Source organism: Lysinibacillus fusiformis (assembly GCF_003049525.1).
GTDB lineage: Bacteria > Bacillota > Bacilli > Bacillales_A > Planococcaceae > Lysinibacillus > Lysinibacillus fusiformis.
In genome coordinates, this window is sequence record NZ_PYWL01000001.1 from 932,909 (window position 1) to 953,174 (window position 20,266).

The 20,266-nt window shown below is 37.7% G+C and carries 17 protein-coding genes; 9 read left to right on the forward strand and 8 right to left on the reverse strand.

Annotated elements, in window-relative coordinates; all coding sequences use genetic code 11:
* Positions 1 to 5 precede the first annotated feature (5 nt).
* The 3 genes from C9J29_RS04515 to C9J29_RS04525 all read left to right on the forward strand — a co-directional run bounded on the left by C9J29_RS04515 (position 6) and on the right by C9J29_RS04525 (position 2,857).
* The gene (locus tag C9J29_RS04515) at positions 6 to 1,571 is read left to right on the forward strand and encodes an ABC-F family ATP-binding cassette domain-containing protein (protein ID WP_008176147.1); all 1,566 of its coding nucleotides are present in this window, start codon (positions 6 to 8) and stop codon (positions 1,569 to 1,571) included.
* Positions 1,572 to 1,982: 411 nt separating this feature from the next.
* Positions 1,983 to 2,387 carry a transcriptional regulator Spx gene (gene spx / locus C9J29_RS04520; protein ID WP_008176149.1) on the forward strand — a complete coding sequence of 135 codons (405 nt, stop codon included), beginning with the start codon at positions 1,983 to 1,985 and terminating at the stop codon, positions 2,385 to 2,387.
* A gap of 23 nt (positions 2,388 to 2,410) precedes the next feature.
* Positions 2,411 to 2,857, forward strand: coding sequence for a MarR family winged helix-turn-helix transcriptional regulator (locus C9J29_RS04525; RefSeq protein ID WP_008176151.1), 447 nt, complete (start codon positions 2,411 to 2,413; stop codon positions 2,855 to 2,857).
* A gap of 113 nt (positions 2,858 to 2,970) precedes the next feature.
* On the opposite strand, the gene C9J29_RS04530 is transcribed toward C9J29_RS04525, so the two are convergent.
* Positions 2,971 to 3,519, reverse strand: coding sequence for an RNA polymerase sigma factor (locus C9J29_RS04530; RefSeq protein WP_008176154.1), 549 nt, complete (start codon positions 3,517 to 3,519; stop codon positions 2,971 to 2,973).
* 318 nt (positions 3,520 to 3,837) lie between these two features.
* Positions 3,838 to 4,971 (reverse strand): LuxR C-terminal-related transcriptional regulator, encoded by a 1,134-nt coding sequence (locus C9J29_RS04535; RefSeq protein ID WP_089985962.1) that lies wholly within the window; start codon positions 4,969 to 4,971, stop codon positions 3,838 to 3,840.
* 193 nt (positions 4,972 to 5,164) lie between these two features.
* Between C9J29_RS04535 and C9J29_RS04540 the strand changes: the two genes are divergently transcribed.
* The 4 genes from C9J29_RS04540 (at position 5,165) to C9J29_RS04555 (ending at position 9,563) form a co-directional block, all read left to right on the forward strand.
* Positions 5,165 to 5,920, forward strand: coding sequence for an SDR family NAD(P)-dependent oxidoreductase (locus C9J29_RS04540; RefSeq protein WP_107921715.1), 756 nt, complete (start codon positions 5,165 to 5,167; stop codon positions 5,918 to 5,920).
* A gap of 20 nt (positions 5,921 to 5,940) precedes the next feature.
* Positions 5,941 to 6,684, forward strand: a complete 744-nt coding sequence (locus tag C9J29_RS04545; RefSeq protein WP_036222705.1) for an SDR family NAD(P)-dependent oxidoreductase — start codon at positions 5,941 to 5,943, stop codon at positions 6,682 to 6,684.
* Positions 6,685 to 6,975: 291 nt separating this feature from the next.
* Complete coding sequence (gene epsC, locus C9J29_RS04550; RefSeq protein WP_008176160.1) at positions 6,976 to 7,902, forward strand: serine O-acetyltransferase EpsC; 927 nt, start codon at positions 6,976 to 6,978, stop codon at positions 7,900 to 7,902.
* Between the two features lie 278 nt (positions 7,903 to 8,180).
* Positions 8,181 to 9,563 (forward strand): dipeptidase, encoded by a 1,383-nt coding sequence (locus tag C9J29_RS04555; RefSeq protein WP_089985960.1) that lies wholly within the window; start codon positions 8,181 to 8,183, stop codon positions 9,561 to 9,563.
* Between the two features lie 66 nt (positions 9,564 to 9,629).
* On the opposite strand, the gene C9J29_RS04560 is transcribed toward C9J29_RS04555, so the two are convergent.
* Both C9J29_RS04560 and C9J29_RS04565 read right to left on the reverse strand, forming a co-directional pair.
* The gene (locus C9J29_RS04560; RefSeq protein ID WP_008176164.1) at positions 9,630 to 10,202 is read right to left on the reverse strand and encodes a nitroreductase family protein; all 573 of its coding nucleotides are present in this window, start codon (positions 10,200 to 10,202) and stop codon (positions 9,630 to 9,632) included.
* Between the two features lie 94 nt (positions 10,203 to 10,296).
* Positions 10,297 to 10,791 carry an amidase domain-containing protein gene (locus tag C9J29_RS04565; RefSeq protein ID WP_008176165.1) on the reverse strand — a complete coding sequence of 165 codons (495 nt, stop codon included), beginning with the start codon at positions 10,789 to 10,791 and terminating at the stop codon, positions 10,297 to 10,299.
* A gap of 182 nt (positions 10,792 to 10,973) precedes the next feature.
* Here C9J29_RS04565 and C9J29_RS04570 point away from each other — a divergent pair, with 182 nt between their 5' ends.
* Positions 10,974 to 11,996, forward strand: coding sequence for a DUF2804 domain-containing protein (locus tag C9J29_RS04570; RefSeq protein WP_036127564.1), 1,023 nt, complete (start codon positions 10,974 to 10,976; stop codon positions 11,994 to 11,996).
* A gap of 83 nt (positions 11,997 to 12,079) precedes the next feature.
* On the opposite strand, the gene C9J29_RS04575 is transcribed toward C9J29_RS04570, so the two are convergent.
* Entirely contained in the window at positions 12,080 to 12,796 is a 717-nt protein-coding gene (locus tag C9J29_RS04575) for a glycerophosphodiester phosphodiesterase (RefSeq protein WP_089985959.1), read from the reverse strand.
* A gap of 152 nt (positions 12,797 to 12,948) precedes the next feature.
* On the opposite strand from C9J29_RS04575, the gene helD reads away from it, so the two are divergent.
* Positions 12,949 to 15,177 (forward strand): RNA polymerase recycling motor HelD, encoded by a 2,229-nt coding sequence (gene helD / locus C9J29_RS04580; protein ID WP_107921716.1) that lies wholly within the window; start codon positions 12,949 to 12,951, stop codon positions 15,175 to 15,177.
* Positions 15,178 to 15,433: 256 nt separating this feature from the next.
* On the opposite strand, the gene C9J29_RS04585 is transcribed toward helD, so the two are convergent.
* The 3 genes from C9J29_RS04585 to C9J29_RS04595 all read right to left on the reverse strand — a co-directional run bounded on the left by C9J29_RS04585 (position 15,434) and on the right by C9J29_RS04595 (position 20,222).
* A complete protein-coding gene (locus C9J29_RS04585; protein ID WP_008176173.1) occupies positions 15,434 to 16,300 on the reverse strand; it encodes a GNAT family N-acetyltransferase in 867 nt (288 codons plus the stop codon).
* Between the two features lie 368 nt (positions 16,301 to 16,668).
* On the reverse strand, positions 16,669 to 18,501 hold the full coding sequence (locus tag C9J29_RS04590) for an ABC transporter ATP-binding protein (RefSeq protein ID WP_008176175.1): 1,833 nt from the start codon (positions 18,499 to 18,501) through the stop codon (positions 16,669 to 16,671).
* Positions 18,501 to 20,222, reverse strand: coding sequence for an ABC transporter ATP-binding protein (locus C9J29_RS04595; protein ID WP_107921717.1), 1,722 nt, complete (start codon positions 20,220 to 20,222; stop codon positions 18,501 to 18,503). Before C9J29_RS04595 ends, C9J29_RS04590 begins: the two co-directional genes overlap by 1 nt.
* Positions 20,223 to 20,266 lie beyond the last annotated feature (44 nt).

A 20,266-nucleotide genomic window follows, 5' to 3' on the forward strand; every position in this document is an offset into this window, starting at 1 on the left:
CATATATGGCAATTTTAACAGTAGAAAATTTAGGTCATTCATTCGGAGATCGTACACTTTTTAAAGATGTATCGTTTCGTTTAGTAGAGGGTGATCATATTGGACTCGTTGGGGCAAATGGTGTAGGTAAATCAACTTTAATGGGCATTATCACTGGTCAAACAATTCATGATGAGGGAAAAGTGGAATGGCTCCCTGGTACACATTATGGTTATTTAGATCAACATACAGTACTCACAGCTGGTAGAACGATGCGCGATGTATTGCGTGACGCTTTTCTACCCTTGTATAAAAAAGAAGAGGAACTCAATGAAATTACAGGTAAGATGGCTGAAGCTACACCTGAAGAATTAGAAGTTCTATTAGAGCAAATGGCTGAAGTTCAAGATGCGTTAGATGCAGGTGACTTCTATTCACTCGATATGAAAATTGAAGAAGTTGCGCGCGGGCTTGGGCTCGATGCTATTGGCTTGGAGCGAGATGTTGCTGCTCTTTCTGGTGGTCAACGTACAAAGGTTTTACTAGCTAAGCTGTTATTAGAAAAACCAAAAGTTCTATTATTAGACGAGCCTACAAACTATCTTGATGAAGAACATATTACATGGCTAAAAAACTATTTAAAGAACTATCCATATGCCTTCTTATTAATTTCGCATGATACAGAATTTATGAACGAGACGGTGGATGTCATCTTCCAACTTGAATTTTCAAAGCTAACTCGTTATACAGCAACATACGAAAAATTCTTAGAGCTTGCTGAAATCAATAAGCGTCAGCATATTGACGCGTATGAAAAACAACAAGAATTCATCAAGAAGCAAGAGGATTTTATTGCCAAAAATAAAGCGCGATACTCTACTACTGGCCGTGCTAAATCTCGTGCCAAGCAGCTTGACCGTTTAGAGCGAATTGATCGCCCAGAAACTGCTGTAAAGCCTGAGTTCGGTTTTAAAGAAGCACGTTCATCAAGTCGCTATGTTGTAGAGGCTGAAAATTTGGTGATTGGTTATGATAAGGACAAGCCATTACTTCCCCCACTCACTTTTGCTATTGAACGAGGAGAGAAGATCGCTTTAGTCGGCATGAATGGTGTAGGTAAATCAACATTATTGAAAACAATGCTTGGTAAAATTAATCCTCTAAATGGCAAAGTGATTCGAGGAGATTACCTTTATCCATCTTACTTCGAACAAGAAGTAAAAGCGGAAAAAATCACACCAATTGATGATGTGTGGAATGCCTTCCCTTCAATGGAACAAGCACAAGTACGTGCTGCCTTAGCGAAGGCTGGCTTAAAGACTGATCACATTACACGTCCACTGAATTCATTATCGGGTGGAGAGCAAGCGAAAGTTCGTTTATGTAAATTAATGATGGAAGAGGCAAACTGGCTTCTTTTTGACGAACCAACGAACCATTTAGATGTGGATGCAAAAAATGAATTAAAACGTGCGATGAAAGAATTTAAAGGCACTATTGTAATCGTAAGTCACGAACCTGATTTCTATGAAGGTCTCGCTACGAAGGTCTGGGATGTCCAAGATTGGTTCACATCTGGACAACAAGGATAAATCTAAAAGGGTAGTCTCAAATATCATTTGGGACCACCCTTTTTTCTATTTACGAAAATCCACAAATAATTTTAAGCTTTTATGTATAATTCTGCTCATTTAAACATACTATAATTAGTGGACTGATATTTTTTAGCTTGTCATTTCTCTCCTCTTGGACAAGCCTATGCTTCATGTAGTCCCTACTCAATTTCCCTAAACTTACATCATTGTAAGCTGTGAAAATGAAACTTTTTTATGATGATCTTCGTATATGTTAATATACCTGAAAAAAATCATGGTGTTATAGATATTTTTTAAATAGCTATTGATTTATATATAGCTTACTAGTAAGATATATATATAAACAATTTACCTTACTAATAAGATATTTATAAAATATAATCTAAAAAAGAAAGCGAGGAATGAAGAATGACAGTTACAATTTACTCACAAGCGAGCTGTTCTTCATCCAGAAAAGCACTTAAATGGTTAAAAGATCACAATATTGAATATAAAGAAAAACGTATCACTTCTCATCCACTTACACTTGCAGAGTTTAAAGAAATTTTAAGCATGACTGAAGATGGAACAGATGAAATTATTGCAACAAATTCGAATGATTTTAAAAACTTAAATATCGATATCGACCAACTTTCTATTCAGGAGCTATTTGCTATTATTCAAGCACATCCAAGAATGTTACGTAGCCCTATTTTAATAGATGAAAAACGTATTCAAGTTGGTTACAATGAGATGGACATCCGCCGTTTTATCCCGCGCAAAGTACGTGCTTACGAATTAAATGCGATGACAAGATTGGCACAAGAAAGTTAAAACAGTTTTGGAGATGACCTTCTATGGATCAAGAAAAACAAAAAGCCATTACCTCGTTGTTTGAAGTTGTTTCATCTATTGAGCGTAAGTGGGCGAACGAGTGGAATAATCATAATGCGCTCGGCTTTTCAAAATCCCATATTTTAATTTTAGACTACTTATCGCAGGAGGGCCCGAAACGCCCTTCTGCTATTGCTGAGCGGTTAAAGGTAACGACAGGTGGCGTCACCGTTTTAACAACGAAGCTTATCAACGCTGGCTTTATTGAAAAAACACAGCACGCTACAGATCGACGAGCATCACAGCTCGTTATTACTTCTGAGGGCGAGAGCATCTTAAAAGAGTCTCGCCAACAAGTGAGTGAAATTATCAACAATATGTTTGGAATGCTCACTGCTGAAGAACTGCAAACATTGCGCACTATTTTTTCAAAATGTCTATTGGATGTTGAATCCAATCGTCCAGAATAAAGTCTTAACAATAAAAAGATGCATCGCAATTATATGCGAATGCATCTTTTTTTAGATTAGTCGACTGAATACTTCCGTCTAAGTACGTATGGTGTGCGACCAATCAGCTTTAATCATGCTGGTAGCACAGATTCCACAATGGCCGTATCTGACATAAGCATTTCTTTTAATCGAGCCTTTGCACGGAATAAACGGGATTTCACAGTACCAATGGAAACTTTCATAATCGTAGAAATTTCTGCAAGTGAATATTGGTCTATGTAGAAATACCATAAAGTCTTTCTATAAATGCCATCTAGTTGCTCCATTTTATCTTGTACGAGTTTTGTGACAATATCCTTTTCAACCTTTTCTTCTGTCGAAATTTCATTATTGGGAACCAAATCTAATATCGGTACGTCTAATGTTTCAGGTTGGTTCATCATATATTTACTGCGACGAACCTTTTTACGATAGCGATCTCTGAAAGTATTCATTGTAATAGTTGTAAGCCAAGCCTTAATATGCTCTACTTCAGCTACGCTGTCTTCATAGCGCACGACCTTTACCCAAACTTCTTGCATTAAATCTTCAGCCTCTACATTATTGCGAGTTAGTTTTAAACATAAGTGATATATATAACGATTGTATTCCTCGTATACGCCTTCTAATTTTTCATTCATTGTGTATGCCTCCGCTTCTTGTTCTTGCTTCTATACACATTCTCGCAAAATAATGTATTACACTCTATCGTATTGGCTTTCAATTTCATTACAATCGTGTAAGCTTAAACGCTTTTGCTTGTAATATTCGTAAAAAATGTTTTACTACTATATTACTCAGCCTGTAAAACACGGCTCTATAACATTAAACCTCTATTTTGATTGCTATATTTTAAATAATAATTATTATCAGAAAATTAAAAATCCGCCACTTTAACAATCACTTTTAAAGTAAGCAGATATATTTCATATAACGGATTACATATTTATTTCCCTTGGCTAGCTTAATAGCCCTAAACGAAAAGCGGAAGCAACGACCTGTGTTCGATTTTTAGCTTTGAGCTTTGTCATTAAACTACTTACATAATCTCTTACCGTATGCTCACTTAGAAATAGTAATCCCCCAATTTTTTTATTGTCATATCCCTCTGCAAGCAAACCTAAAATCATGGACTCCCTTTCTGTTAAGTGAAGTTCTGTATTCTTTTCAACCTTCTCACCCTTACGTGATAAAAATAACCCCAACCGCTTCCCTACCTCTTCAAGTAACAATAACTCATCCTTTGTACAATCAAATTCTTCACCTAGCTGATCAAATGTCAGCCAACCAAATAATTGATCCTGTTGAATAATTGGGATAAATATAATCGACGATAAATTAAATAATTGTATATGTTCTTCCTTCACATAATTTTTTGGGTTTTTTAAATAGATAGGTTTTCTTGAGCCAAGGACTGTATTTTCACCGGTCAGCTCCCCTTTCATGCTTTGAACCTTTGGAAGCTCTGCACCAATAACCCCGTAAAATTGATTGGACCATGGCACATAGGCATAAAATACACATCTTTTATAACTAAAATACTCTTCACATTTCTTTAAGATATAAGCTAAATCCTGATAACCAGAGGAACTGATAAGCAATTTATCAAGTTTATCCAACAATTGCAGCCGTCTCAACTCTTCATTTTCAGGGGTAGTTCTACGACTATTTTTATGATCTACTTCGGCATCACAGTAAAGCTGTACTAAAAATGTAAAAATCGATAATACATACATTAGTATGGCATTCATTCGACTAATTTTCTGCTGAATCATAAAAGTGATCAATGATTTCTCTAAAATCAATTGGAATAGAAGAAAGCTTCTCGTATCGATAATGGATAACTGTGATTGAAGCCATGTCTTAAAAAAACTTCTAAAATCATCATGAAGCTCTTCGATATTCGTATGTGTCATTAAACGTAGAAACGAATCCAGTAGCATTGCCACTCTTTCTCGATCGGCTTCAGCAATAGAAGGTTCTAGATTGAGGTAAATATTCGTATTCTCTTCAATTTGTTTACTATGAATTTTGATGAATAACACAAATTCTTGAAGTGTCATTTCTTCAAAGGATTGAAATGAGTGTGTCATAGGAAATTCCTCTCCTTCATACTAAAAGTACCCCTATAAATGGAGGATACTCACTCACTATATTATACAGCATCTTATAGGATAGTATTTCAAATTGAAAGGAGTAAGATGAAGGTATCGCTAAAATAAAGCGAATACTTTTATATCCTAAGGTAACCATATAACCAGAAATAATGGAAGGTGCGTGCTTGAAATGAGATTGGAAAATAAAGTAGCCGTTATTACAGGCGGAGGTACAGGCATCGGGAAAGAAACTGCACTATTATTTGCGAAAGAAGGAGCAAAAATAGTCATTACTGATATAAATGAACAATCTGGGAACGAAACCGTTAGCGATATCCAAGCATTTGGAGGCGAAGCATTATTTGTACGTCATGATGTTAGCAATGAAGACGATTGGAAAAAAGTTGCAGATGAAGCCATTCATACATTTAATAAAGTTGATATCCTTTTCAACAATGCAGGCATTTATATAATTAAACCACTAGCGGAAATTGAACTTTCTGACTGGAATCGCTTAATGTCCATCAATGTAACTGGTGTTTTCCTTGGTATGAAACATATCATGCCGCTTATGGCTAAACAAAATAAAGGCTCTGTCATTAATGCATCTTCCATTGCAGGCTTAACAGGTGCTGCTGGACATGTTTTATATGGCGCTAGTAAAGGTGCTGTGCGCATTATGACAAAAGATGCAGCAATGGAATATGCCCCATATGGCGTACGCGTAAACTCTATTCACCCTGGCTATATCGATACAGGAATGGCCGATTATGCATCTGCAACAACTGGAAGCTCTAAAGATGAATTAGGAAAAAACTTATTCCCATTAGGACGTTTAGGTTCTGTAAAAGAAGTGGCTCAAACAGTGCTGTTCTTAGCTTCTGATGAATCTTCCTTCTCAACAGGTGCCGAATTTGTTATTGATGGTGGAGCAACAGCAAAATAAATATTAAGGTGGTCATTGACATGAAATTAACAGATAAAGTAGCAATCGTCACAGGTGGCGCTAGCGGTATCGGTGAGGCAACAGTTCGCCTCTTCGCCCAAGAAGGTGCACAAGTAGTCATTGCCGATTTTTCAGAGCGCGGACAAAACATCTCTGAACAATTAAATAACGATGGTTATGATACCCTCTTCGTAAAAACAGATGTAACAAGCGAAGAAGATATTAAAAACATGATAAAGGAAACTATTAATAAATACGGAAAACTTGATATTATGTATGCGAATGCAGGTGTAGCTGACGATGCACCCGCTCACGAGTTATCTTTTGAAAAATGGAAAAGAACCATTGATATTAATTTATCCGGTGTATTTCTTTCTGATAAATATGCCATCGAACAATTCCTTGCGCAAGGCACAGGTGGCGTCATTGTTAATGCTGGCTCTATCCATAGTTTTGTTGCCTTACCAAATCCAACAGCCTATTCATCTGCAAAAGGTGGTGTAAAACTATTAACACAAAACCTTTGCACAGCTTATGCAAAACAAGGCATTCGCGTAAATGCTGTATGTCCTGGCTATATCGACACACCTTTATTAGCTGAAGTAGACGCTCAAAAGAAAGAGTATTTAGCTTCCCTTCATCCACAAGGTCGACTTGGTAAACCAGAAGAGATTGCCAAAGCTGTTTTATTCTTAGCAAGCGATGATGCAAGCTTTGTTAATGGTACAACACTCCTTGTTGATGGAGGCTATACTGCACACTAATAAAAAATTTACTGGTCTGAATTCGGTATTGTTCCGGAATCAGACTCTTTTTATTTGATTAAAATTCTCCCAGTGCAAATCGGTCTAGATCATAACAAGAAGCAGTAAGCTTTAAAAGCTGTCGTATTTTATGGTAAAACAATATAAGATTATTTAATTGCAACTCCACATGCAGGTATTTTTTCTATAATATAAATATTAATATATTTTAAAGCTAAAAGAGTTGCTATTACATGAAATGCTTTGTACTTTTATTACATCAGTTATTATGAAATTGAGGGGTGTTTTACAATGAGTTTAAATGATTGGCTAAATGAAAAGGTCCCAGAAATTACAAGTTCATTAAGTGATATTAACCGACAGTATGTTGATATTGAAAATTCAATTGGCTTTGTTGGGCGCAATCAAATTTATAAAATCTTAGATAATTTTCATGAAGTACTGTTCCCAGGTATTCATACTGCTCCGCCGATCGATACTACACGCGTCAATATTGTAAGTAGTAATAAACTGCGTGAAACGGCATTGGATTTACGTGATATTATCGAAAAAGTTTTAATTTACAATTTGGAGTACAACAGCAATCTTGAAAACTGTACTTGTCAAGCGGATGCAGATCGTATTGTGATGGATTTAATTTCACAATTCCCAAAAATTCGTAAAATCTTGCAAACAGATATTCAGGCAGCGTACAACGGAGATCCTGCTGCCCTTTCTACAGAAGAAATTTTACTAAGTTATCCATCAATTGTTGCGGTATACATTCACCGTATTGCACATGAATTATATGAAGTGGGCGTACCAATTGTCCCACGTATTATGTCTGAATATGCACATAGTTTAACAGGAATCGATATTCACCCAGGAGCGACAATTGGTGAATCCTTCTTTATCGATCACGGCACAGGTGTCGTAATCGGTGAGACATGTATAATCGGCAATAATGTTAAAATATACCAAAGTGTAACATTAGGGGCATTAAGCTTCCCTCTTGATGAAAATGGCAATCCAATTAAAGGAATTAAACGTCATCCGAATATTGAAGATAATGTTGTTATTTATGCAGGTGCAACCATTTTAGGTGGCGAAACGACAATTGGTCACGATTCGGTGCTAGGCAGTAACATTTGGCTAATGAATTCAATACCACCATATTCCCGTGTGTACAACTCACCACCAACACCTAACATCAGTAGTAGTAAATCGAAAAATGTTTAATACACACACTCTTTAAGTAAGATAAAAATTGCCCTCACTTATAGACGACTATCGAAAGACACTGTAAAGAATTTTTTTGCAGTGTCTTTCATTTTTCCCTACATATATTCGTCCGTTACAAGCTAAAGACATTCAAACACAACCATTGGCCTTGTTATAAAAATAGTTGATGTCCTCCTATTAGAGCATATTTATTTATAAACCCATGTTAATACTTTCTAGTTTTGATATGCTATACTATTTCTATTATCGAAATATATTAGAAAGAGGGATGCTAGATGACTAATTTACAGCAAATTGATGCTTATTTTGCTGAACATCGTGAGGCTCATTTAAACGAATTGAAAGAATTTTTACAAATTCCAAGTATTAGTTCTTTATCTGAGCATAAGGAAGATATCCAGCATGCTGCACAATGGCTTGCTAATGCATTTGAAAAATTAAATCTTGAGAATATCTCAATTACACAAACTGCAGGTCACCCAGTTGTCTATGCCGATTGGTTACATGCAGAAGGCAAACCAACTGTATTATTTTATGGTCACTACGATGTACAACCTGTTGATCCCCTAAATTTATGGGAGAGTGAACCGTTCAATCCTACCATTCGTGACAATAAATTATTCGCTCGTGGTGCTAGTGATGATAAAGGGCAAGTATTTATGCACTTAAAAATGATTGAAGCTTTATTTGCAACAACAGGAACTTTACCTGTGAACGTTAAATTTATTTATGAAGGTGAAGAAGAAATCGGTAGTCCGCATCTACCTTCCTTTGTTGAGGAATATAAAGAAAAATTAGCGTCGGATCTCATTTTAATTTCTGATACTGGACTTTATGGCCCTGGTAAACCTGCAGTATGCTATGGCTTACGTGGTTTAGCAGGCATTCAAATTGATGTGCGTGGAGCTAAAGGAGATTTACACTCAGGTCTCTATGGTGGAGGCGTGCAAAATGCCATCCACGCATTAGCTGAAATATTAGCATCCTTCCGTGACGAGCATGGCACCATTCAAGTGGAAGGTTTCTACGATAATGTATTACCTTTAACAGAGGAAGAACGTGAAGCTTATCGTGCGCTTGGTTTTGATGAGGAGTCAGTAAAACAAGAGGTCGGTGTAAAAGAACTATTTGGTGAGCAAGGGTTTACCTACCTTGAACGTACTTGGGCTCGTCCAACATTAGAGGTTAATGGGGTCTTTGGTGGTTTCTCGGGAGAAGGCATCAAAACGGTATTACCTGCTGAAGCAGGCGCTAAAATTACATGCCGTCTCGTTCCAAATCAAGAGCCGGACGAAATCGTTGCGCTATTAAAAGCCCACGTTGAAAAGCATAAACCTGCTGGAGTGGAAATTAACATTTCGGAGTTCGATAAAGGCCCTGCATTCTTAACACCATTTGATCATCCATTCATTCAGGCAGCTGGACGTTCTTATGAAAAGGTTTATCGTGTACCTACTGCTTACACACGTGGTGGAGGTTCTATCCCTATCGTGGCTGCATTTGATGAAATTTTAGAAATTCCTGTAGTATTAATGGGCTTCGGTTTATCTAGTGAAAACTTCCATGCACCTAATGAGCATTTCCATTTAGAAAACTTTGATAAAGGTTTACGCGTTTTAAGTGATTATTTATATGAAGTTTCGGAATTACAAAAATAATTTTCTATTCCATAACAAATCCCCTCACCTACTTCAGTGAGGGGATTTTCTTTGCTTTTTAGGCGATTACTCACCAAAAACTGTCACTATTTCAGCCGATTTTTTACGATCTTTCCCTTTTGGTACTTCATCAAAATAACCGACTTGTAGCATTGCAATAACACGTTCACCAGGCTGTACCTTTAAGGCTTCGCGGAACTTGGGATTATCTAAAAAGCCTGGTGTTTTCCAGCAAGAGCCTATCCCTCTATCCCATGCTAACAGTTGCATATTTTGAATAAAGATACTTGCTGCTCCGTAATCCTCTAAACGTTCTTTTTGACGTGCATCCTCCGGTACGATAACAAAGGCATAGCCGCCGGGTAACGTAAATTTCAACATCTGCTTCGCCAAGTCTTCACTTAAAAGCTCTTGCCATTTTGGAATCGTCAGGTCGCGTAATAAATGATGTAGATTTTCTAATTCCTTACCACAGGCTACTACTAAACGCCAAGGCTCACGGTTACCGTGGTTGGGTGCCCAAACTGCATCGTCGATAATGGCCAATAAATCATCACGATCTACAGGCTGACCATTAAATTTTTTAATGGAACGACGTTGAATAATTGCATCTCTAACCGATAAAAATTGTTCGCTCATATATCCATTCTCCTTCTACCACAAGACAACTTTTAAGTTTATCTCTTCTACCTTCACATTATCATAAAATGATATGCTTTAAAACTACCTCATCTTAAGCAAAGCTATCCTCTATATGATAGAAAAAGTAAGTCATGCTGGGCGTAAAAGCAGTGGAGTCTTCATACAAATACGGTCGATTAATACTATCTGATGTATGAGCATTTACATAAGGAATGCCGTTTTGAATACTTGTAACAATAACAGAGTGATCGATTCTCCCATTTCCTTGAAAATCATAAAAAATAACATCCCCCAGCTCTAACTCTTCGGCGGTTTGCACACGTGTCCCCTTCAACCCTGTCGTTGAGCCTTCTAAATACCATCTTAAAGAATGTGCAACAGACCAGCTAAAGCTCCAATTTCCTTGTTGAATCCACCAGCCCTTATCTCTACTTGGTGCCCCTCGCATTGGTGCCCCACCAGCTAATAAACATTGAGATATATAGTTTGTACAGTCTACATCAAAGTTAGGAAAAGCTGGATTGCGTCTATTCCACCATAAATTGGCATACTGTACAGCAGCTTGCCTATTATACATCTTTGCCATACATCCCCTCCTCATGCCATCATATGTCTCTTCAAGTATTTCTATTAGTTAGGTCCTTACTCATATTATTGTCGAAAATAGGTATAATCAGTATGTTCCTTTCCATTTTCAAGATCATTTTTGCTACAATAAGATTAAAAGAAATGCATGATTTTATTTTATGACCAGAAGGGATGTTAAATGTGAAGCAGCATGCTGAGAAAGAAATTTTACAGCCTACTCTTTTATGCGATAAAAAGGGGAATTTAAATCCAGCAGCCATCGGATTTGCACGTAAACCACTTATCAACAGCAATTTAAGCGGCCATCTCATGCGCAAAAAGAAATGGAACTATTGGTGTGTCTACGGTGATGAAATCTTATTTTCCGCTACGATTAGTCATCTAGATTATGCAGCAGTCTGCTTCGTCTATTTCCTTGAATATGAAACGCAGCGTTATTTCGAAAAAACGATTACCATTCCCTTAGGCGGCAAATTGAAAATGCCTACACAAGTTTTAGAGTCCGTATCGTTTAAAAATAGTGAAATGATGATTGATATACTATATGTACAAAATGAAACACATCTATCCGTTTCTATTCCAAATTTTGATGGCGATATTTTACGTGCAAAGCTCATCATTCAGCATCCCGCTACAGACGAAACCTTAAATGTTGTCATCCCTTGGAATCGTAAAACATTTCAATTTACAGGTAAGCATCATACACTCCCTACTTCAGGTGTGGTCACAATTGGTACTCGTCGTTATAATTTCTCGGCAGAAGAAAATTTTGCTGTCTTAGATTACGGTCGAGGTGTCTGGCCGCGTGAAGCCGTATGGAATTGGGGAATGGCCTCTCAACGGGTCCGTGGAAGAAGAATTGGACTTAATTTAGGAGGAAAATGGACAGATGGCACAGGCATGACCGAAAATGCTGTTTTCGTTGATGGCAAAATGACAAAAATACATGAGGATTTATTGTTTGATTATGATTCCGAAGATTATATGCAGCGCTGGAAAGTAAAATCAAAATTCTCTCATCAAGTGTCACTAACCTTCTCTCCGTTTTTTGAACGTGTAGCCTATACAAATGCAAAACTAGTAAAATCAGAAGTACATCAATTATTTGGTTATTATGACGGTTCCATTTTGCTCGACAATGGTGAAACATTAGTTATTCGACAAATGCTTGGATGCATTGAGGAGCATCAGGCAAAGTGGTAAAGAATCTTATAAAAGACGCCGCGTTCCGTGGGCATTACTTCATTAATCATTCCACGGAATTCGAGCGCCCCCCTCTCATTGCTCTAAGTAAGGGCTTTTAATATTTTCTCTGGGTCATCAGTAAATATTGCTTGTATTCCAAGCTGCTGTAAATATCGAGCATCCTGCTCCTCGTTGACTGTATAAACACGTACTGTTGCCCCTTCAGCGAGCGCTAGTTTTACTGATTTGCGATACGCTGTAGGCAAACTAACATGCAAGCCTTTAGCAGGAATAAGTGCAACATAAGTCGTAAAGTCTACTAAAACTTCAGCAAACAATGCAGCACTTTCAATATATGGTGCGATTAGTGCGACTGTTTGCAAAGATTCATGATTAAAAGAAGAGATAATAACTCTCTCTGTCATTTGTTGGGCAGCTACTTCCTTTAGAACTAATGACTCGATCCCTTCATAGGCAAACACATCTGTTTTTAGCTCAATGTTAATGCGATGGTTTGTACCTGCAAATAGTTCTAAAACTTCCCCTAATGTCGGAATCACTTCTCCACTATAATCCAATGAGTACCATGAGCCAAAATCAAATGTACGTAATTGCTGTAATGTAAAATCCTTTACATAGCCTGAACCATTGGAGGTACGGTTAATGGTTTCATCATGAATAACAACTACCTCTTTATCTGCTGTTAAATGAACATCTAGCTCAATTCCAGCGATAGGAAGCTTAGATGCCGCTTGGAATGCAGCAATTGTATTTTCCGGGTAGCTTGCAGAAACACCTCTGTGTGCAAAAATATCCAAAATAATGAACCTCCTCTTTTATTAACATTCATTCAAATCCTCTACGTAATAGTAACATATTCAGCTTTTAAGCTTTCACTTGATGGTAAATATTATATATAGTAGTATGATAATCTACTTTGAAATTGTAAGTACCTAGGAGGTGCTAAAAAATGACTGTAAAACATCCAGATTTTCAGACTGAAGTAGAGCGATTAGCGTATACCCAAAGTTATATGCAGCAAATTTTAAATGAGTCACAAAGAGATTTAAAATCCGCTCAAGAGAATATTCGGAAGTCGATGGCAGATCTTGATTACTTAGATTCTAGTTTGAGTTATTTAAACATCTTAACCAATGCCCGATTCTTTGAAATGGCCCGTAATCAAAAGGAAGGGCTAGAAGCCGTTCAAAAGAAGCCTTATTTTGCTAGAATCCATTTTCAAAAGACAGGTGACCCTGAAGAACTTCTTTACATTGGAAAAACCTCGTTATTTCATCGTGAAACACATGAGCCGATTATTGTCGATTGGCGCTCACCAGTAGCGAATGTCTATTATGATGGCCGTCTTGGTGATATGGAGTACGATGTCCGCGGAGAAATTCATAAAGGACATCTATTTGCTAAGCGACAATATAAAATTGAAAATGGCGATTTGCTCGATATACGTGATATTGACTTAACTACGAACGATGAACTGTTACAAGAAGCATTGGCTGGTAAAGCTGATGTTCGTCTAACCGAAATTGTCTCGACAATCCAAAAAGAGCAGAATGAAATTATTCGCGCACATCTTCGTCAACCAATTATTGTCCAAGGAGCAGCAGGCAGTGGAAAAACCACCATCGCCCTACACCGAATATCCTATTTCCTCTACACAATGGGTGAGCATTTTAATCCTGAGCAGCTCATGATTTTAGCACCGAATAAGTTATTTATTGATTATATTGGAGATGTCTTACCAGAACTAGGCGTCGATAAAATATGCCAAACTACTTTTACCGATTACGTACTATCCGCCACTAAATTAAAATTAAAGCTTCAAAATCCAAATGAGCAATTAGAATCGCTTGTGGCCGGAGGAAATTCTCAGCCATCTGCTTGGATTGCTGAAATGAAAGGCTCTCTTTATTATCGTGATGTTATCGAACGCTATATTCGAAAACTGGAGCAAGATATTGCAGAGCAATTTGAAGATGTTTATATTGAAAGATACTGTATCATGCGGGCTTCTCACCTTAAGAAGCTATTTTTATATGAATTTTCTTATATGCCAATCGAAAAACGACTGGCACATATTAAAAAGGTGTTAGCTAGCCATGTTCGTCAGAAGAAGCAGTCTGTTTTAGCTACACTCCATAAAAAATATGATGAAGCACTTGGAAAGGCATTAAATGGTATTCGAGATGATGAAAAACGGCGACGTGTCGTAACAAAATTTATCGATGAACGCGATGAGCGAATTCCTGCTATTGAAAAAGAAGCCAAATCAACAGCAGCTGCTTATATGCGCCGCTTTACCAAACACAATATTAAAACTCTTTATCGTTCACTTCTCACCAATGCAGAGCTGTTAGCAGAACTGGCTCCTGAATGGCATTATCTCGAACAACAGCAATTTTTACAATCACATCTCAAGGAACAATGGGCACTTGAAGATTTAGCTGCACTTTATTATTTACAGGCGCGCTTAAAAGGCATTCCTGATGAATGGAAAATGCGCGTTGTCTTTATCGATGAGGTTCAAGACTATAGTCTATTTCAGCTTGCCGCTTTAAAAACAGGTTTGGATACTGATATGTTTACAATGGTTGGTGACTTAGCTCAAGGAATTCATAGCTATCGTTCATTAACTGCTTGGGAGCCTGTCCAAAGTTTATTCCCACGAGCAAGCTTTCGAACTTTGCAAAAAAGCTATCGTACAACCATTGAAATTATGGAAGTCGCTAATGAAATTTTAGCGCAAATGGATGAACAACTTCCGTTAGTGGAGCCTGTTGTTCGTCATGGCAACGTGCCAAGCTTTATTCAAGCGGATCAATTCGACGCCTTACAAATTAAAGAAATTTTTGAAACGATTCGTCAACATGGACATCGATCCATTGCTTTAATATGCAAAACAACTGCTGAAGCAATGATGATGCAAAAAGATTTAAAAGCTCACCAACTACCTGCACAGCTACTAACTGAAAATGATTCTATTAATCAGGAAATGTTGCTCGTTGTTCCAAGCCATCTAGCGAAAGGACTTGAATTTGATGCGGTTATAGTAGCTGCGTTTGATACGCCCTTTTACGACACGCCCATTGATCGAAAGCTACTCTATGTAGCACTCACACGGGCAATGCATGAACTTTACTTAATAGGTCCCTCTAAAAATACATTTTTATTAGAAAATTAAAAAGTCGCTATAAGGCGACTTTTTTATACCTCATCAATTTCTCGGTGGTAATCGATAGAACTTTCCTTTCGATAGATAGGCCTTAACCACTTTCCACCACGAACTAGGTGCTTCCTTCGGAGGAGACTTCTTTTTAGGCAATGCCGGCATGCGCATAATCACGACTCCTTTCATAAGGCTTATTAATACTATATGAAGATAGTACGCAATTATGATAAAAAGGGCGATGAGTTAAAATCACTCCTCGCCCTTTTTGCTATTGTTTTACATAATAATCAATTTGCTGCGCCTTCATAAAGCCAGCCTTTTCATAGACAGATATTGCTTTTTTATTGTCTATTTCAACATCTAACATGACGAAAGTGGCACCGGTTTTACTCGCATAATCCTTTGAAAAGGACAATAAAGCCGTCCCAATACCTTGTCCTTCACAATTTGGGTGGACTGCAAGGGCTGTTACCCATTGTATTTCATTTTCCTGAGCTGTCGTCACCGTGCCAACAACTCCTCCATCTCGATAAGCAATCCATAGCTTTCTTCCATTAGTGGACGTATTAAAGGCGATGAGCTCTGTTGATTCTTCTGGTAAATCACCAAATGCTTCACTATAAATAGCAATTAGCTCAGCCTGTTCGCCATTATAGGGAAGAATAGTAATATCGCTTCGTAATGCTACAGGTTCCGCCTTTGTTTCTAAGGTTGCTTCTGAAAAGCTGTAAACATAATTTTTATTTTCAATAAATGTGTGTCCATGTGGGGAACCATCAATAACAACAGCTAACTGACCCTCTGCCCCTCGCTCTTTTAGCCCAACTTGTATGCCTTCAACTAATGCAGTCCCAATCCCCTTTTGGCGATATGCAGGTGTCACCACTAGTGACCACTCATACGTATGGAGTCCCATCAAATCAATGGCACTTGCAACACCAACTAACAAATCCTGATCATCCTCATACGCCAATACCATAAAGCCCTTAGATTCAAAAGAGCTAGCCATTGGCACATTCAAAATAGTTTCGTATACTCGATAATCATGAATTGTCGCTTCTTCACATAATAATTTTACTTCCTTCAATGTTTCTCCATCCAATGGGAAAGACACTGTCATCACTGAAATATTCATTGTTTACTCCGTTCCTGTATCAGACTATTGCCCTATTGTAGCAAGAATGAAAATAAGCTGGCAACTAAATATATTATCACCATCTATTAATCAGAATTTTACTTCAAATAATCCAATAATAAAAGGATTTTTACTATAAAAGTTCACGAAAACGACTAAAATTTACTATGAATTCTAGATATATAATAACCTAACAAACTCATAAAATTGTCACTATTAACTCTTTTCATTTAGTTACTTTCAAACTATATACTATTCCCTACTTATTTATATTAATTATACTATTTATTCAAATTAATTACATTTGTTAATATGATTAAAAAAAGAGTAATTTCAAATGAAATTACTCTTTTCATAGTTGTCAATGGCTATTCTTCTAAATGATGGGAGGATGAATGAAGCATTTGAGCATATAAACCGCCCGATTCAATTAGTTTTTGCTGTGGACCAGCTTCCACTAGCTCACCTTTATGCATAACTAACACCATGTCTGCATTATGCACTGTATTTAATCGATGTGCAATAACAAAGCTAGTGCGGCCTTGCATTAATGTATCAAGTGCCTCTTGAATCGCCATTTCTGTTACTGTGTCGATACTGCTTGTCGCTTCATCTAACAATAAAATTTTCGGGTCCGCAATAAGTGCACGTGCTATTGATAGTAATTGTTTTTGGCCTTGTGAAATTTCTCGTCCATCTGCAGCAAGAATCGTATCGTATCCATCCTTAAGCTTCATGATAAAATCATGTGCATTAGCACGCTTTGCTGCTTCCTCAATATCAGCATCACTTGCATCTAATTGACCATATCGAATATTTTCACGAACCGTTGCCTCAAATAAAAATGGATCCTGCAATACAAAAGCCATTTGGGAACGCAAGGATGGACGATCAATTTCCTGAACATTAATGCCATCAAATAACACTTCGCCCTTTGTCACTTCATAGAATCTTGCAATAAGCTGAAGGATTGTCGTTTTCCCTGCTCCTGTAGCTCCTACAAGCGCTACCGTCTGCCCAGGCTCCACTTTAAAATCAACATTTTTTAATGTGTAAGATTCCTGGTCTTGTTCATATTTAAAATACACCTGCTTAAAAGCTACATGTCCCAATAGCTGATGTTTTTTCGCTGAGGTAGATTCTCCTTCTGGTTGTTCGTCCAGTAACGCAAATACTCTCTCAGCACCAGCAATAGCTGATAGCACTGTATTAAATTGGTTGGCTAAATCATTTAATGGGCGTGTAAATTGCCGAGCATATTCTGTAAATATAACGATAACCCCTATTGACACATGCCCATACAAAGCAAGTAAGCCCCCGATACCCGCGACAATAGTAAAGCTCATATTATTTAAAAAGTTCATGACCTTTGGAATATAGCCAGAATATGTCTGTGCCCAAAATCCCGTTCTTCTTAACCGCAAGCTTTTTTCCTGAAACTCTGCCTTCATTCGTTCCTCTTGGGAAAAAGCCTTCACAATGCGCTGTCCAGATATGGTTTCTTCTATCATGCCGTTCAGAGCCCCAATAGCTGCTTGTTGCTCCTTAAATAAAGGAGCAGTTCGACGTGTAATCCAACGCATTGCCCAAAACATAATGGGAATAATGGTCATAGTTAAAATGGTTAGTAATGGACTTAAGCTCAGCATAATAATAATCGTTCCTCCAAGCGTTAGTACACTTGAAAACACCTGAATAAAGGAGCTATTCAGCGTTGAGCTGACAGCTTCTATATCATTCGTCATACGGCTCATTAATTCGCCATGCTGACGACGATCAAAGAAGGCAATCGGCAGTCGTTGAAAATGACCAAATACAGTTGTTCTTAGCCTATAAATCGTTTGCTGAGCAATACCAATCATCCAATAATTTTGTAGGAACAGGGAGACGGCCAGCAACAAATAAATGCAGATCAATAATACAATCCCCTTGCCTAAGCCAGCTAGCTCTCCATGCATAACATAGTGATCAATCATTTGTCCAATTACATAGGGACCTATCAAAGCCAAAATTGAACTAGTCATCACTAGTAAAAGAACTACAATTAGGAGTGCTCGTTGCTCATCGACAATTTTCCATAACCGTAGCAATGTACTTTTCCAATCACTTGCTCGTGGCCCTTTCTTTTTCTTCACAGCCTTCTGAAGATCATCTTTAGTCAAAATCGGCTCATAGCCAAAAGGTTTTTGGAAAAATCCCATTATTCCTCCACCTCCTGTTGAGAGACTGCAATTTTTTTATAAAGTGAGGAACATTGTAAAAGCTCTTCATGGGTTCCATAGGCAACTACTTTTCCAGCATCAATCAGTAAAATACGGTCTGCACCTTTAGCGGTACGAATTTTTTGCGTGACCACAAGCATCGTAGCATGTTCTTCGCTCAGTGCCTCCCAAAGTGCCTGTTCTGTTTTAACATCCAATGCACTTGTACTATCATCGAGCATTAATATATGTCCCTTTCTCAAGAGTGCTCTCGCAATGGATAGCCTTTGTTTTTGCCCTCCTGATAAGTTGACCCCTTTTTGCCCAACCTTTGTATCATAACCATTTGGAAAATCCTCAACGGATGCATGTATTTGAGCCTGCATCGTAGCCTGTAGTACAGCGTCCATTTCAGCATGCGTATCTCCCCAACGCACATTATCTGCAATACTGCCTGTAAATAATAAGGACTGCTGAGGGACATACCCAATGACTTCACGTAATTCTTGTAAATCCCACTGTTGAACATCCTGTCCTTCTACTAGTATTCTTCCTTCTGTTACTTCATAAAAACGCGGAATAAGCTGTAATAAAGTGGATTTACCAGCACCGGTTGCCCCCATAATCGCTAATTTTTCACCCGATTTAACTTGGAAATTGACGTCTGATAGGACTGACACCTCTCCGCCTGGATACGTAAAACTAACATGTTCAAACGTTAATTCACCATAATGTTTACTACGGCTGATTTCCTCTGAAAATGAAACATCTTCAACCTCATTTTCTGTAGAAAGAACTTCTGCCATACGCTCAGCTGAAGCCTTTGCACGCGCATAAAAAATAATAATAAAAGCGAACATTGAAAACGAGCCTGTCATACGCATCGCATAGTTAACAATCGCTACAATATCTCCAAGTGGTGTTGTCCCTGCCGCAACTTGTTTTGTACCAAACCATAGGACGGCGAGCAGACTCATATTCATAATGAATAAAAGAGCTGGCATAATGTACTCCATTATGCGTAAAGCCTTGACAGTATCGAATTTCAAACGAGATGCAACTTCATCAAAGCGTGAAGCCTCATATGTCCCCCGTAAGTATGCTTTTACTAAACGTATGGCCTGTAAATTCTCCTGCAAAACCCTATTTAAACGGTCGACTCTTTTCTGCACCCGTCCAAAATAAGATACGCCCTTTGCGACCATAAAAATAAGGAAAATTAAAATGATAGGTGCACCTATGACTAAAAATAAGGCTAATTTTGCATTCACAATAAAAGCCATTACTATGCTTCCTATCACAGCAAGAGGTGCCCGAAGCATAATACGTAAGCTCATAAACAGCACCGTTTGCACTTGTGTGACATCATTCGTTAATCTCGTAATGAGAGATGCCGTAGAAAATTTTTGATAGGTTGCCAGTGTAAAGGATTGGATTTTATCAAACATGGCATTTCGTAGATCATAAGAAAAGCTTTGAGCAGTATGAGATGAAAAGTAAGAATTTACGATACCCGCCATAAAGGCAACAAATGAAAGTACGAGTAAAACAGCACCCCATTGCATAATCATTCCGTGATTTTGAGCTCTTACCCCGTCATCAATGATTTTGGCCATAATAAGTGGCTGTACAAGCTCTACAAACAACTCTAACAACATTAAACATAAAGCAAAAATAGCTGTCCATTTATAAGGTCTTACATAGGAAAAAATTTCTTTCACATTCTTTCCCCCTTGTCCTAAGATGAAATTTATAGCTAGTTAAA

Excerpts from the sequence above, each read along its gene's own strand:
- C9J29_RS04590 (WP_008176175.1), bottom strand. The coding sequence starts at position 18,501 with ATGGGATTTTTCCAAAAACCTTTTGGCTATGAGCCGATTTTGACTAAA.
- helD (WP_107921716.1), top strand. The coding sequence starts at position 12,949 with ATGACTGTAAAACATCCAGATTTTCAGACTGAAGTAGAGCGATTAGCG.
- C9J29_RS04555 (WP_089985960.1), top strand. The coding sequence starts at position 8,181 with ATGACTAATTTACAGCAAATTGATGCTTATTTTGCTGAACATCGTGAG.
- C9J29_RS04530 (WP_008176154.1), bottom strand. The coding sequence starts at position 3,519 with ATGAATGAAAAATTAGAAGGCGTATACGAGGAATACAATCGTTATATA.
- C9J29_RS04540 (WP_107921715.1), top strand. The coding sequence starts at position 5,165 with ATGAGATTGGAAAATAAAGTAGCCGTTATTACAGGCGGAGGTACAGGC.
- C9J29_RS04585 (WP_008176173.1), bottom strand. The coding sequence starts at position 16,300 with ATGAATATTTCAGTGATGACAGTGTCTTTCCCATTGGATGGAGAAACA.
- spx (WP_008176149.1), top strand. The coding sequence starts at position 1,983 with ATGACAGTTACAATTTACTCACAAGCGAGCTGTTCTTCATCCAGAAAA.
- C9J29_RS04545 (WP_036222705.1), top strand. The coding sequence starts at position 5,941 with ATGAAATTAACAGATAAAGTAGCAATCGTCACAGGTGGCGCTAGCGGT.
- C9J29_RS04515 (WP_008176147.1), top strand. The coding sequence starts at position 6 with ATGGCAATTTTAACAGTAGAAAATTTAGGTCATTCATTCGGAGATCGT.
- epsC (WP_008176160.1), top strand. The coding sequence starts at position 6,976 with ATGAGTTTAAATGATTGGCTAAATGAAAAGGTCCCAGAAATTACAAGT.
- C9J29_RS04560 (WP_008176164.1), bottom strand. The coding sequence starts at position 10,202 with ATGAGCGAACAATTTTTATCGGTTAGAGATGCAATTATTCAACGTCGT.
- C9J29_RS04525 (WP_008176151.1), top strand. The coding sequence starts at position 2,411 with ATGGATCAAGAAAAACAAAAAGCCATTACCTCGTTGTTTGAAGTTGTT.
- C9J29_RS04535 (WP_089985962.1), bottom strand. The coding sequence starts at position 4,971 with ATGACACACTCATTTCAATCCTTTGAAGAAATGACACTTCAAGAATTT.
- C9J29_RS04565 (WP_008176165.1), bottom strand. The coding sequence starts at position 10,791 with ATGGCAAAGATGTATAATAGGCAAGCTGCTGTACAGTATGCCAATTTA.